At 71.5% G+C, this 12535-nt stretch carries 14 protein-coding genes; 9 read left to right on the forward strand and 5 right to left on the reverse strand.

Going from position 1 to position 12535, the window contains the following annotated elements; translation table 11 throughout:
- The first annotated feature begins 58 nt into the window (after window positions 1–58).
- Complete coding sequence (locus tag ACY0MR_RS19795; RefSeq protein WP_361856546.1) at window positions 59–1342, forward strand: adenylosuccinate synthase; 1284 nt, start codon at window positions 59–61, stop codon at window positions 1340–1342.
- 73 nt (window positions 1343–1415) lie between these two features.
- Here the strand turns inward: ACY0MR_RS19795 and ACY0MR_RS19800 are convergent, their stop codons facing one another.
- The gene (locus ACY0MR_RS19800; RefSeq protein ID WP_404085999.1) at window positions 1416–3302 is read right to left on the reverse strand and encodes a serine/threonine-protein kinase; all 1887 of its coding nucleotides are present in this window, start codon (window positions 3300–3302) and stop codon (window positions 1416–1418) included.
- Window positions 3303–3453: 151 nt separating this feature from the next.
- Between ACY0MR_RS19800 and ACY0MR_RS19805 the strand changes: the two genes are divergently transcribed.
- The 3 genes from ACY0MR_RS19805 (at window position 3454) to ACY0MR_RS19815 (ending at window position 6595) form a co-directional block, all read left to right on the forward strand.
- Entirely contained in the window at window positions 3454–4395 is a 942-nt protein-coding gene (locus ACY0MR_RS19805) for an NADP-dependent oxidoreductase (RefSeq protein WP_388801643.1), read from the forward strand.
- Window positions 4396–4631: 236 nt separating this feature from the next.
- A complete protein-coding gene (locus ACY0MR_RS19810; protein WP_388801640.1) occupies window positions 4632–5477 on the forward strand; it encodes an FG-GAP repeat domain-containing protein in 846 nt (281 codons plus the stop codon).
- A gap of 197 nt (window positions 5478–5674) precedes the next feature.
- On the forward strand, window positions 5675–6595 hold the full coding sequence (locus ACY0MR_RS19815; RefSeq protein ID WP_392206892.1) for a glycoside hydrolase family 19 protein: 921 nt from the start codon (window positions 5675–5677) through the stop codon (window positions 6593–6595).
- 4 nt (window positions 6596–6599) lie between these two features.
- Here the strand turns inward: ACY0MR_RS19815 and ACY0MR_RS19820 are convergent, their stop codons facing one another.
- A complete protein-coding gene (locus ACY0MR_RS19820; protein WP_451059420.1) occupies window positions 6600–6779 on the reverse strand; it encodes a DUF397 domain-containing protein in 180 nt (59 codons plus the stop codon).
- Window positions 6776–7612, reverse strand: coding sequence for a helix-turn-helix domain-containing protein (locus tag ACY0MR_RS19825; protein WP_473554461.1), 837 nt, complete (start codon window positions 7610–7612; stop codon window positions 6776–6778). Before ACY0MR_RS19825 ends, ACY0MR_RS19820 begins: the two co-directional genes overlap by 4 nt.
- Before the next feature lie 157 nt (window positions 7613–7769).
- On the opposite strand from ACY0MR_RS19825, the gene ACY0MR_RS19830 reads away from it, so the two are divergent.
- The 3 genes from ACY0MR_RS19830 (at window position 7770) to ACY0MR_RS19840 (ending at window position 8952) form a co-directional block, all read left to right on the forward strand.
- Complete coding sequence (locus ACY0MR_RS19830; RefSeq protein WP_388801629.1) at window positions 7770–8186, forward strand: hypothetical protein; 417 nt, start codon at window positions 7770–7772, stop codon at window positions 8184–8186.
- 161 nt (window positions 8187–8347) lie between these two features.
- The gene (locus ACY0MR_RS19835; RefSeq protein WP_231073474.1) at window positions 8348–8704 is read left to right on the forward strand and encodes a hypothetical protein; all 357 of its coding nucleotides are present in this window, start codon (window positions 8348–8350) and stop codon (window positions 8702–8704) included.
- Window positions 8701–8952 (forward strand): hypothetical protein, encoded by a 252-nt coding sequence (locus ACY0MR_RS19840; protein WP_473554463.1) that lies wholly within the window; start codon window positions 8701–8703, stop codon window positions 8950–8952. The genes ACY0MR_RS19835 and ACY0MR_RS19840 overlap by 4 nt, the downstream gene beginning before the upstream one ends.
- On the opposite strand, the gene ACY0MR_RS19845 is transcribed toward ACY0MR_RS19840, so the two are convergent.
- Both ACY0MR_RS19845 and ACY0MR_RS19850 read right to left on the reverse strand, forming a co-directional pair.
- Complete coding sequence (locus tag ACY0MR_RS19845; protein WP_392867793.1) at window positions 8943–9398, reverse strand: MarR family winged helix-turn-helix transcriptional regulator; 456 nt, start codon at window positions 9396–9398, stop codon at window positions 8943–8945. The genes ACY0MR_RS19840 and ACY0MR_RS19845 overlap by 10 nt on opposite strands.
- Window positions 9395–10018, reverse strand: coding sequence for a DJ-1/PfpI family protein (locus tag ACY0MR_RS19850; RefSeq protein ID WP_361847661.1), 624 nt, complete (start codon window positions 10016–10018; stop codon window positions 9395–9397). The genes ACY0MR_RS19845 and ACY0MR_RS19850 overlap by 4 nt, the downstream gene beginning before the upstream one ends.
- A 187-nt stretch (window positions 10019–10205) precedes the next feature.
- Here ACY0MR_RS19850 and ACY0MR_RS19855 point away from each other — a divergent pair, with 187 nt between their 5' ends.
- Window positions 10206–11570, forward strand: coding sequence for an aspartate aminotransferase family protein (locus ACY0MR_RS19855; RefSeq protein WP_388801619.1), 1365 nt, complete (start codon window positions 10206–10208; stop codon window positions 11568–11570).
- A 90-nt stretch (window positions 11571–11660) separates the two neighbouring features.
- Window positions 11661–12368: a GntR family transcriptional regulator gene (locus tag ACY0MR_RS19860; RefSeq protein ID WP_388801616.1), complete on the forward strand. Its 708-nt coding sequence runs from the start codon at window positions 11661–11663 to the stop codon at window positions 12366–12368.
- Window positions 12369–12535 lie beyond the last annotated feature (167 nt).

Here is a 12535-nt window from a genome sequence, read left to right on the forward strand (position 1 = left end):
GTGAGGCGGCCTCGGCCCCTGACCTTGGACATGCCCCACCCGGAAGGGGTGTACGCCTGTGCCCGCACTTGTGCTGCTCGGTGCTCAGTGGGGTGACGAGGGCAAGGGAAAGGCCACCGATCTCCTCGGTGGATCCGTTGACTATGTAGTGCGCTACCAGGGCGGCAACAACGCCGGCCACACCGTCGTCGTCGGCGACCAGAAGTACGCGCTGCATCTTCTCCCTTCCGGAATCCTCTCGCCGGGGTGCACCCCGGTGATCGGAAACGGTGTCGTCGTCGACCCGGCGGTCCTGCTCTCCGAGCTGAGGGGACTGAACGAGCGCGGCGTCGACACGTCGAAGCTCCTGATCAGCGGCAACGCCCACCTGATCACCCCGTACAACGTCACCCTCGACAAGGTGACGGAACGGTTCCTCGGCAAGCGCAAGATCGGCACCACGGGTCGCGGCATCGGCCCGACCTACGCCGACAAGATCAACCGCGTCGGCATCCGGGTCCAGGACCTGTACGACGAGTCGATCCTCACCCAGAAGGTCGAGGCGGCGCTGGAGGGCAAGAACCAGCTGCTCGCCAAGCTGTACAACCGCCGGGCGATCGAGGCGGAGCAGATCGTCGAGGAGATGCTCCAGTACGCGGAGCAGATCAAGCCGTTCGTCGCGGACACCACGCTGATCCTGAACAACGCGCTCGACGAGGACAAGGTCGTCCTGTTCGAGGGCGGTCAGGGCACGCTGCTCGACGTCGACCACGGCACGTACCCCTTCGTCACCTCCTCGAACCCGACGGCGGGCGGCGCCTGCACCGGCACCGGCGTGGGCCCGACGAAGATCAGCCGCGTCATCGGCATCCTCAAGGCGTACACGACCCGCGTCGGCGCCGGCCCGTTCCCGACCGAGCTGTTCGACCAGGACGGCGAGGACCTGCGCCGCATCGGCGGCGAGCGCGGTGTCACCACCGGCCGCGACCGCCGCTGCGGCTGGTTCGACGCGGTCATCGCGCGGTACGCGACCCGGGTCAACGGCCTGACGGACTTCTTCCTCACCAAGCTCGACGTGCTGACCGGCTGGGAGCAGATCCCGGTCTGCGTCGCGTACGAGATCGACGGCAAGCGCGTCGAGGAGCTGCCGTACTCGCAGACCGACTTCCACCACGCGAAGCCGGTCTACGAGATGCTGCCGGGCTGGTCCGAGGACATCACCAAGGCGAAGACCTTCGCCGACCTGCCGAAGAACGCGCAGGCGTACGTGAAGGCCCTGGAGGAGATGTCGGGCGCCCCGATCTCCGCGATCGGCGTCGGCCCCGGCCGCACCGAGACGATCGAGATCAACTCGTTCCTCTAGCGGTCAGCGGCACTGGACGTGGGCGGTCCCCCTCGGGGGGCCGCCCACGGCGGTTTCACGGCCCCGTCCGGCACTACGACCGGTAGTACTCGTTCGGTTCGCCGTCGAGCATCGGGTAGACGAGCAGCCGCTCCTTGCCGTTCAGCCGGTCGACGCGGAGGTAGCGGGAGAGGCCCTCCTGGCACTCCCGGTCCCAGGCGTTGGTGTCCCGGGTGGCGGGGCCGACGACCAGCAGGTCGCCGACGCCCGCGAGGACGGCCGTGGTGCCGCAGGACCAGTCCTCGTCCATCAGGACCCCGTCGACGGTCCGCGGATAGCCGTCGAGGACGCTGATCACGGGGGACCCGACCGGGCCCTGGGTGATCGTCACCTGCGAGGTGTAGCGGTCGTCGTTCTCCCCGTAGACCTCCGGGGCGGGGATCCGCGACCAGGAGCCGAGGAACCGGGCGGGGACGACCTCCGTGCCGGTGGGGGCCTTGCGGAAGGTGGCCTTCGCGGTGCCCGAGGTCCACTCCAGGACGTCGGGGGAGCGCAGGGTGAGCGTCTGGTGGGGGGCGGGCACGCAGCGTTCGGCGGGCACGCTGGTCGTCACGTCCGACTCGCCGAGGACCACCTTGTCCTCGTCGGCGGAGACCAGCCGGGAGCGGCCCATGCACAGACGGTTCTCGGTGACCTGGACGTAGACCGCGCTCTTGGCGCCCACCGCTCCCTGGCCGATCTCGAACCGGGCCGTCTCCCGCGGGTGGTCCTGCGAGCCCTGGACGACGCCCTCCCAGGCGCCGAGGAACGCGGCGGGGACGATGCCGGCGGGGCGGGCCGCGGTGTCGCCGGTGCTGCCCGGGGCGCGGTTGCGCTGGTCGTCCCGGCCGACGTCCGGGTCGGGGCGGAAGGTGTACGCGACGGAGGCCGCGGCCGCCACCGCGAGCGCCGCGAGACCGGCGACGAGGGCCGTCCGGCGCCGGCGTCCGGGCCGCGGCCCGGACGCCGTGGAGGCGGTGGACGGGAGGGGCGTCGCCGGGGTCGGGTCGCCGGCGGCCCGGACGGCGCCGCCGGTCCCCGTGGTGCTCTCCGTCTCCGCCTCCAGGAGCCGCGCCGCGTGGCGGCCGAGCCGGGCGAGGACGTCCGCCGGGAGCCAGGGGTCGGGGACCGGCAGGGTCTCCGCGATCTCGGCGGCCGTCGGCCGGGCCTCCGGGTCCTTGGCGAGGCAGGCCCGGATCACCCCGGTCAGCTCGGGTGCCAGATCCGTCAGGTCGGGTTCGTCGTGGGCGATGCGGAACATGGTCGCGTGCACCCCGCTGTCCGCCGTCCCGAAGGGGGAGCGGCCGGTCGCCGCGTACGCGAGGACCGAGCCGAGGCAGAAGACGTCCGACGCGGGGGTGAGCCGGTCGCCCCGCACCTGCTCGGGCGACATGAAGCCGGGGGAGCCGACGACCGCGCCGGTGGTGGTCAGGTTGCCGCCCTCGGCGACGGTGTCGACGGCCCGTGCGATGCCGAAGTCGATGATCCGCGGGCCGTCGACGGTGAGCAGCACGTTGGACGGCTTGAGGTCGCGGTGGACGAGCCCGGCCGCGTGGATGTGCACCAGGGCGCGGGCCAGGCCCGCGGCCAGCGCCTTCACGGTCGCGGGCGGCAGCGGCCCGAACTCGTCGCCGACCACGGTCCGCAGGGACGGGCCCGGGACGTAGCCGATCGCCACCCACGGGGCGCCGGCCGTGGTGTCCGAGCCGAGGACGGGCGCGGTGCCCGTGCCGCCGACCCGCTCCAGGGACGCGACCTCGCGGGCGAAGCGGCGCCGGAACTCGTCCTGGGCGGCCAGTTCCGCGTGCACGACCTTCACCGCGACCGTCCGTCCGCCGGCCGATCGCGCGAGGAACACCCGGCCCATTCCCCCGACGCCGAGGCGGCCGAGCAGACGGAACGGGCCGATGCTGACCGGGTCTTCCGCGTTCAATGGCTCCACGTCGTCAGAGCATGCCAGACCTCGGGACGGCCGTCCCGCCCGTTCGCCCGCCGTCCCGGGGGCCCGGCGCGGGCGGCCCATCAGAGGTTGCCGGTGCCGGGGAGCGTGGGTGTAATGGCCACGAGGGGGCCTTCAGTCTGAGGAGAACCCCATGCGTGTCGTCGAAGTGACCGCCTACGGCGGACCCGAGGTCCTCAGAATGGCGCGCCGGCCCGAGCCGGTGGCCGGGGACGTGCCCGGCCGGGTGCGGGTGCGGCTCAAGGCCGTCGGTGTGAACCAGGCGGACCTGCGGATCCGGGCCGGCCTCTACGCCGACGCGGTCGGTGCGCTCAAGCCCCCCTTCGTGCTGGGCACGGACTTCGCGGGGAAGCTGCTCGACCCGGTGCCCGGGATGCCCGAGGGCACCCGGGTGGCCGGTTACGTGCCCTGGTACGAGGAGCTGACCGGCGAGGGCACCTACGCGGAGATCGTCCGGGTCGACCCCGCGTGGCTGGCCCCGATCCCGGACGACGTGGAGTTCACCGTCGCCTCGTCCGTCCCGCTGGCCTCCGCGACGGCCCAGCAGGGCCTCGACCGGCTCGCCCTGCCGCCGGGGGCGACGCTCCTGGTCACCGGAGCGAGCGCCGTCGTGGGCCGGCTCGCGGTCCAGTACGCCCACGCGGCCGGGCTGCGGGTCGTCGCCGTCGCCCACGAGGGCGACGAGAGCGAGCTGAGGATCCTCGGCGCGGACCACGCCGTCACCCGCGGCATGCCGGGTCTGGTGCTCGCCCGGGTGGCCGAGGTCGCGCCCGACGGGGTCGACGGCGTCTTCGACGGGGCGCTCGTCGGCGAGGCGCTGCTCCCGGCGGTGAAGGACGGCGGGGTGTTCGTGGCGATCGCGCCCGACCGGATCCCGGTCTCCGAGCGGGACATCCGCGTCGAGGCGGTCCGGGCCGCGCCGGACGCGGACCGGCTCAAGGAGACGCTGGAGAAAGTGGCGGCCCGCGAGGTGATCACGCGGGTGGCCGACGTCCTCCCGCTGGAGGAGGTCGCGGAGGCGCACCGCCGTGCGGAGGCCGGCCACCGGCCGGGCCGGATCGTGCTCCTGATCTGAGACGGTGCTCCCGCCCGCGCGGGAATCCCCCGAGGAGAGGCCCGGACCCCTGGTCCGGGCCTCGTCGCGTGCTCGGGGGTGCCGGTGCAACCTCCTGTGGGCGCAGGCCGCTTGGGCGTCTTCACGTCACGCCCACGGGCTCTTCAAAATTTCGCCAAATTTCGAATGTCTGTGGCAATATTTCAAGATCAGCGGCGCGTGGAGCGCGCCGCCGAAGAGTCCCAGGGGGGAACCTGATGACCATCATGCGTCGCCGTGCGCTCAGGGGCGCGCTCGTCGCCACCGCCGTCGCGGTCGCGACCGCGACCGTGGCCGGCACGGCCTCCGCCGCCGGCACCGAGCTGCCGGTGCAGCCCACGTTCGAGATGTACGGGGCCAACAAGACGACCCAGGAACTTCAGGTCTGGTTCCCGGTCGGCAACGAGATCGACACGATCGGTCCGCTGGACAAGGTCGCCGACGTCGCCGACATCATCGTCGCCGACAACGACGACGACGGTCACGGCGAAGCCGACTGGACCGTCTACAAGAACGGCCGTCTGGACTTCTACTCGCCGGACAGCGGCGACATCGACGGGAACACCGTCGGCCGCGGCTGGAACATCTACACGACCGTCCTCTCGCCGGGCAACGTCGGCGGTGCCAAGCAGGCCGACCTGCTCGGCGTCGACAAGACCGGCGTGCTGTGGAGCTACCTCTCCTACCCGAACGGCACCCTCACCCCCCGCGTGCGGGTCGGTGGCGGCTGGAACGCGTACACCCAGATCGCCGGCCAGGGCGACCTGACCGGTGACGGCAAGCCGGACGTCGTCGCGCGCGACAAGACGGGCGTCCTGTGGCTCTACAAGGGCACGGGCAACTACAAGGCCCCCTTCACCGGCCGTACGAAGGTCGGCTCCGGCTGGAACGCGTACGACCGGATCCTGTCGACCGGTGACATCAACCTCGACGGCAAGGCGGACCTGCTCGCCCGCAAGCCGAACGGCGACCTGCTCAAGTACCTGGGCACGGGCAACGCCGCGGCTCCGTTCAAGGCGCCGGTCAAGGCCGGCAGCGGCTTCCAGAAGTACAACCTCTTCTAGTCGCACCCGTCCCACCTGCGTGGGGACCGCATGACGGCGGTCCCGGGCCCGAACTCCGGGCCCGGGGCCGCCTCTTGTGTGTCCGGGGCATGGGGAATTCCCCTTGTCACAACTTCTGGTCTAGACCTTGACAGGTCCAGACCAATAGCGATTCGCTGTGCTTTCCCCGACCCGGCCCCACCCGGAAGGAAGCACGCATGCTGCGTAAGTTGGTCACCTCGCTGGCCGCGCTCTGTACGGCCGTCGGACTCGCCGTCCTCCTCGTCCCCGCCGCCTCGGCGGGTGCGGCCGCCGCCTGCGCGGCCGCCTGGAACTCCTCCAGCGTCTACACGGGCGGCATGACGGCCTCGCACAACGGCCGCAACTGGCAGGCCAAGTGGTGGACCCAGAACGAGACCCCCGGCACCACCGGCGAGTGGGGCGTCTGGGCCGACCAGGGTGTCTGCGGCGGCGGACCCACCACCCCGCCCACCACCCCGCCGACCACGCCGCCGACCTCCGGATTCGTGGTCTCCGAGGCCCAGTTCAACCAGATGTTCCCGAACCGGAACCCCTTCTACACGTACGCGGGCCTCACCGCCGCCCTCAAGTCGTACCCCGGCTTCGCCAACACCGGCAGCGACACGGTGAAGAAGCAGGAGGCCGCGGCCTTCCTCGCGAACGTCTCGCACGAGACGGGCGGCCTCGTCCACATCGTCGAGCAGAACACCGCGAACTACCCGCACTACTGCGACGCCGGCCAGCCCTACGGCTGCCCGGCCGGCCAGGCCGCCTACTACGGCCGCGGCCCCATCCAGCTCTCCTGGAACTTCAACTACAAGGCCGCCGGTGACGCCCTCGGCATCGACCTGCTGAACAACCCCTGGCGCGTCGAGCAGGACCCGGCCGTCGCCATGATGACCGGCCTCTGGTACTGGAACACCCAGAGCGGCCCCGGCACGATGACCGCGCACAACGCCATGGTCAACGGCGCCGGCTTCGGCCAGACGATCTGGGCGATCAACGGCAGCCTGGAGTGCAACGGCCGCAACCCGGCCCAGGTCCAGAGCCGCGTCACCAAGTACCAGCAGTTCACCCAGATCCTCGGCGTCCCCGCGGGGTCGAACCTCTCCTGCTGACCGGCTACTGCCAGGCGACGAACACGCTCCACGCGGCGGGCTCCACGGTGAACGTGGGCCCGCCGTCGTGCTGCTTGGAGTCGCGGAGGTGGACGGCGTGGGGGGAGGCGGCGACCTCGACGCAGTTGCCGCCACCGCTGTCGCTGTAGCTGGACTTGAACCAGTTCAGGGTGGTGTCGCTCATCTCTGCACTCCCGCCAACTCCTCGATGAGACCCAGCGACCTGCGCGGATCGAGGGCCTGTGCCCGGATCTTCGCATACCGCTGCATGTGCGTACTGACCTTCGTCCGGTCGGTGATCAGCAGGCTCTCGCCCTGGATCTCCAGGTAGGTCACGCGGTCGTGGACCGGGGTCTCCACAACGTTCAGGTCGCCCCGGTCGCCTGCGTACTCACCCTCCAGTCCCGCATCCAGCGGCAGCACCTGAAGGTTCACGTTCCTCCTCCGTGAGCACTCCGCCAAGTGCGCCAACTGCTCCCGTATGACCTCCTCGTCGCCGATCGACCTCCGCAGCACCGACTCGTCGAGGACCAGCTCGATCTCGCACACCTGCTTCCGGTCGAACAGCCCCTTCCGTGCCATCCGGCCGACCACCAGCTCCTCGACCCTCTCCGGCGTCGGCTCCGGGTAGCCACCCGCGATCAGCGCCCGCGCGTACGCCTCCGTCTGGAACAGCCCGTGGACGACGTGGTTCGCGTACAGCCACAGCGCCACCGCCTTCTGCTCGATCGGCGCGTACCCGCGGAACTGCTCCGGCAGCTTCTCCAGCCGTACGAGCTCCCGCATCTCCTCGAAGATGCCGGTGCCCCCGCCCAGGGCGCGTTCGAGCTGGACGAGCATCTCGTCGCTCACCGGGTGGATGAGCCGTTCCATCGCACTGATCGCCGCACCCGTGAAGCCCATCTGCGAGCCCAGCTGTTCCTGTGTCAGTCCCTTCTTCAGTCGCGTTTTCCTGGCCACCGCCGCCGCCATCCTGGCCGCAGGGCCGACCGATTCCCTGTTCTCCGCTCGCGCCATTCCCGCTCCCCATCCGGACTCAACCGATCTCAACCGGTCTCAACTGCTCCCCGCCGAATTCGACTGCCCACAAGGCGCGTTGATGCAGGTCAAAGGGTTGCCGACGCGCCCGCCGCAGTCGTGGAAAACGCTAGCGTCGGCGCGGGAACATGTCCTCGTGAATGAAGAGAATCGGGAAGTAAACGCTGACTGGATTCCTCTTTCCGGATTCCAACTCCGCAAGGCGGGGGTGCAATTCGACGCCGTCCGTGTCGACGGTGACGAGGGGCGGCTGCTCGCCGACCGGATGGAGGCGCTCACCGGGGGCGACCCGGGCCCGGTGGTGATCGAGGCGAACGGGCGGCGCGGGGTCTACTTCCTCGTGCCGCCGGGGTCGACGGCGCGGAAGCCGTGGCCGCGCGGGGTGACCCGGTTCAACGCCGGGCCCGCCCACGTCAGCTACGTGCCCGTGCCCGCGCTCACCGGGCGGACCTGGCCGCTGTCCTGGCGGTTCCCGCCGTCGTCGCCGGACCGCTTCGTCCATCCGCTGCTGCTGAGGAGCGCCGTGACCGAGCAGTTCAACGGTGTGTCCTGACCACCCGGACCACGGCGGCCACGGTGGCGGCGCCTCGGCCTGACGTGGTCATGGCGCAGCCTTGGGCGGTCCGTCCGCTCGTGGCGCCCACGACCCGCCTCTCTCCGAGCCGTGGGCCGCAGGAAAGCCCTAGGCTGGCTGCGGACCCTTGGGAGGACACTGTGAGCACAGAGCCCGAGCACGGCGGAGAGCTGATTCCGCGGCCTCAGCGGACGCCGGATGCCCTGCGCGTCGCGCTTGCCCGCATCGCGCCCCACCGGCTGGCGGAGATGGAGCAGCAGAAGAACGAGGCGTTCTCCCTGGCCGCCGAACACGACACACTCGGGCCTCTGCACGGGTGGCTGAGTGTGTGGGCCCGCGAGGTGGAGATCGAGCGGCGGTACGACCTCTCCACGCGTCGCCTTGCCGCGCTGGACGTGCTCCACCGTACGAGGGGCAAGGAGGATCCGGCCTTCCGCGCGGCGATGGACGAGCTTCGTGCTGTCGAGGACGAAGCCGCGCGGGCGGTCTCCGAGTGAGTTGGCACTGGGAGTACGACCCCGACGAGGAGCACGTCGTGGGGGGCGCGCCCCCCGCCTTCGTCGCCGAGGTGGAGAAGAAGGCCGACGAACTGGTGAGGACCGCCGAGGCCTTCTATCTGGACGGCTCCGCGTATCAGGGCGAGGGCCCCAAGGGGAACGACGCCTTCGTTCCCGGCGGCATGTTCAGCTACCTCGTCCTGCCTCGGCACGAGTGCGTCTACCTCCGGCAGGTCACTTACTGGTGACAGGCCTCGACCGCCTCCAGCGCCGCCGACAGCCGCTCCAGGGCCCGTACCGTCTCGTCGAAGGCGTCTTGGCCGCCCAGCTCCCGGACGAGCGCGGCCGCCAGCTCCGCGTGGCCCGGGTCGATGCGGGCGATGGCCGCCCGGCCGGCCTCGCTGGGGGCGAGGAGCTTGGCCCGGCGGTGGGCCGGGTTCGGCTCGTACGACGCGAGGCCCTCCCGGACGAGCAGGTCCGCGATCCGCTGGACGCTCTGCCGGGTGATGCCCATGGTCCGGGCGATCCCGGCGACCGGCAGGGGCTCGGGGAGGACGGCTCCCAGGACCTGCCACCAGGCCGCGGTCAGGCCCGCCGGCTCGGCCAGCTTCTCCGAGACGGCGAGGAACTGGCCGTTGAGGCGGAAGACGCCCAGGGCGGTCCGGGAGAGCGCGTCCTGCTCCGCGCGGCTCATGCGTTCAGCTCGGCGAAGGCCGCCGGGTCCGAGTCGTGGAAGAGGCGGTACCAGGCGTCCCGCTTCCCCTCGTAGGCGCCGAGGACCGCGAAGACCTCGCGGGCGAAGGCGACCGGCTCGGTCGGGCCCGCCGTGACCAGGGCGCCCGTGCCGGCCTCGCCCTCCGACGTCACCGCGTCCGCGTCGACGTAGTGCTCGCCGCCCTTGTAGCCGGTGGCGTCCAGGTAGAAGGAGACCGCGCTCGTGTGGGGCCGCCGGTCGAGGAGTCCCGCCTTCGCCAGGCCTGCGGTGGCGCCGCAGATCGCGGCGACCGGGACCCCGGCGTCGAGGAAGGCGGCGGCTCGGGCCGTGAAGGGGGCCAGCTCGTCGCCCTCGTCGTACTTCTCGGCCCCGGGGAGGATCAGCAGCGCGCTGTCCTCGGGCCGCAGGTCGGCGAGCGCGAGGTCGGGCACGATCCGCAGGCCGCCGATGGTCGTGACGGGCTCCCCGGCGACCGGGCCGACCGTCCTGACCGTGTACCCGGCGCGGGCGAGCCAGGCGGTGGTGTGGCCCGTCTCCCAGTCGGCGAGCGTGTCGTAGACGGCGAGGTGGACGGTCTTCGTTCCGGCGTGCGTTCCCATGGCTGACCCCTTGCTCGGTGTGGTCGATCCCTTGGTTCCCCTGATGACAGAAGACTGTCATGACGACAGTATGCTGTCAATGGGCGGGCGGATTCCGCATGACGGAACAAGGTGTCGCGTCCGCCCCGGTCTCGGTGGACAAGATGGCCATGGCCCGCCCTACCTGCGGTTCCTTACCCTCGACGCCATGACCCCTCATGTCGTCGAACCCGATCCCCAGGCCGGGGCCGCCGTCAAGGCCGCCGACCGCGCGCACGTGTTCCACTCCTGGTCCGCTCAGGGCCTGATCGACCCGCTCGCCGTCGCCGGCGCCGAGGGTTCGTACTTCTGGGACTACGACGGAAACCGCTACCTGGACTTCACCAGCGGCCTCGTCTACACGAACATCGGCTACCAGCACCCCCGCGTGGTCGCCGCCATCCAGGAGCAGGCCGCGAAGCTCACCACCTTCGCGCCCGCCTTCGCCATCGACGTCCGCTCCGAGGCCGCACGCCTCATCGCCGAGCGCACCCCGGGCGACCTGGACAAGATCTTCTTCACCAACGGCGGCGCCGAGGCCGTCGAGAACGCCGTCCGCATGGCCCGGCTGCACACCGGCCGCACGAAGGTGCTCTCCGCCTACCGCTCGTACCACGGCGCCACCTCCACCGCGATCAACCTGACCGGTGACCCGCGCCGCTGGGCCTCCGACAACGGCTCCGCCGGCGTCGTGCGCTTCTGGGCGCCGTTCCTCTACCGCTCGCCCTTCTACGCCACCACCGAGGCGGAGGAGAGCGCCCGAGCCCTCCAGCACCTGGAGGACACGATCGCCTTCGAGGGTCCGGCGACGATCGCCGCGATCATCCTGGAGACCGTGCCCGGCACCGCCGGCATCATGACCCCGCCGCCCGGCTACCTCGCCGGCGTCCGCGAGATCTGCGACAAGTACGGCATCGTCTTCGTCCTCGACGAGGTCATGGCCGGCTTCGGCCGCACCGGAAAGTGGTTCGCCGCCGAGCACTTCGACGTCGTGCCCGACCTGATGACCTTCGCCAAGGGCGTCAACTCCGGCTACGTGCCCCTCGGCGGCGTCGCCATCAGCGAGAAGATCGCCGCCACCTTCGACAAGCGGCCCTACCCGGGCGGACTGACCTACTCCGGTCACCCGCTGGCCTGCGCCGCCGCCGTCGCCACCATCCAGGTGATGGAGGACGAGAAGGTCGTCGAGAACGCCGCCCACATCGGCGAGCACGTCCTCGGCCCCGGCCTGCGCGAGCTCGCCGAGCGCCACCCGTCCGTCGGCGAGGTCCGCGGCCTCGGCGTCTTCTGGGCCCTCGACCTGGTCAAGAACCGCGAGACCCGCGAGCCGCTCGTCCCGTACAACGCGGCCGGCGAGGCGAACGCGCCGATGGCCGCCTTCGGCGCGGCGGCGAAGAAGAACGGCCTGTGGCCCTTCGTCAACATGAACCGCACCCACGCCGTCCCCGCCTGCAACGTCACCGAGGCCGAGGCGAAGGAGGGCCTCGCCGCCCTCGACGCCGCCCTCGCGGTCGCCGACGAGCACACCGTGTGACCCCCGCGTGATCACCGTGTGACATCGGAAACGGGGGCGCCCCTTCCGTCTGGACTAGGGTGTCCGGAGCCGGACGGAGGGGGCGCACCCATGCCCGCGAGCGGAGCTGTCACCCGCAACACCCTGCGACAGCAGATCGCGGACGCGCTGCGTGACGAGGTGCTCGCGGGCCGTCTCCAACCCGGTGAGGAATTCACCGTCAAGCAGATCGCCGACCAGTACGGCGTCTCCACCACCCCCGTGCGCGAAGCCCTCGTCGATCTCTGCGCCCAGGGCCTCCTCGACTCCGACCAGCACCGCGGCTTCCGCGTCCACCAGTACTCGGTCGACGACTACCGGGGCATGGTCGAGGCCCGGATGCTCGTCGTCGACGGCATCTTCCGGCGCGACGCCGCCATGGTGCCGCCCCGCTCCGCCGCCACCGAACCCGACCTCGGGATCGGCGTCGCCCTCGTCTCCGTCCGCCGCAGGGGCGAGGCCGCGGCCCGCGCCGCCCGCGCCGGCGACCTCGACATCCTCATCGGCTACGACATCCGGTACTGGCGCGAACTCGGCCGGCTCGTCGCCGCCAACGACTACATCGCCGACTTCCTCCACCGGCTCCGCGTCCAGGCCTGGGTGTTCTCCGTCCCCTACCTGCGCTCCGAGCGGGACGTCCTCGGCTGGCTGTGGAGCGGACACGTCGACCTCGTCGACGCCATCACCCGCGGTGACGCGCAGGCGGCCGTCGCGGTCGTCCGGGAGTACAACGCCCACGCGATGGAATGGGCCGACCGGCTGGAGCGCCGGGCCCGCTGACCGGGCCCCCGGCACGACCGGCCGGGCCGGAACGGGCCGCCGACCGCCACCGGACCGGAGGACCGCCGCCGGGTTGGGACGCCCTCCCCGGGTTGAGCGCCCGGCTCCCCGGGCAGTTCCTCAGCGGGTGGACGGTGTCCGTGGGGCGCCGACTAACCTGGCCGTCC

This window comes from Streptomyces sp. JN8, from assembly GCF_055808075.1.

Coding starts and splice junctions, on each gene's coding strand:
- ACY0MR_RS19805 (WP_388801643.1), top strand. CDS start 3,454: ATGCGTGTCGTCGAAGTGACCGCCTACGGCGGACCCGAGGTCCTCAGA.
- ACY0MR_RS19810 (WP_388801640.1), top strand. CDS start 4,632: ATGACCATCATGCGTCGCCGTGCGCTCAGGGGCGCGCTCGTCGCCACC.
- ACY0MR_RS19815 (WP_392206892.1), top strand. CDS start 5,675: ATGCTGCGTAAGTTGGTCACCTCGCTGGCCGCGCTCTGTACGGCCGTC.
- ACY0MR_RS19820 (WP_451059420.1), bottom strand. CDS start 6,779: ATGAGCGACACCACCCTGAACTGGTTCAAGTCCAGCTACAGCGACAGC.
- ACY0MR_RS19825 (WP_473554461.1), bottom strand. CDS start 7,612: ATGGCGCGAGCGGAGAACAGGGAATCGGTCGGCCCTGCGGCCAGGATG.
- ACY0MR_RS19845 (WP_392867793.1), bottom strand. CDS start 9,398: ATGAGCCGCGCGGAGCAGGACGCGCTCTCCCGGACCGCCCTGGGCGTC.
- ACY0MR_RS19850 (WP_361847661.1), bottom strand. CDS start 10,018: ATGGGAACGCACGCCGGAACGAAGACCGTCCACCTCGCCGTCTACGAC.
- ACY0MR_RS19855 (WP_388801619.1), top strand. CDS start 10,206: ATGACCCCTCATGTCGTCGAACCCGATCCCCAGGCCGGGGCCGCCGTC.
- ACY0MR_RS19860 (WP_388801616.1), top strand. CDS start 11,661: ATGCCCGCGAGCGGAGCTGTCACCCGCAACACCCTGCGACAGCAGATC.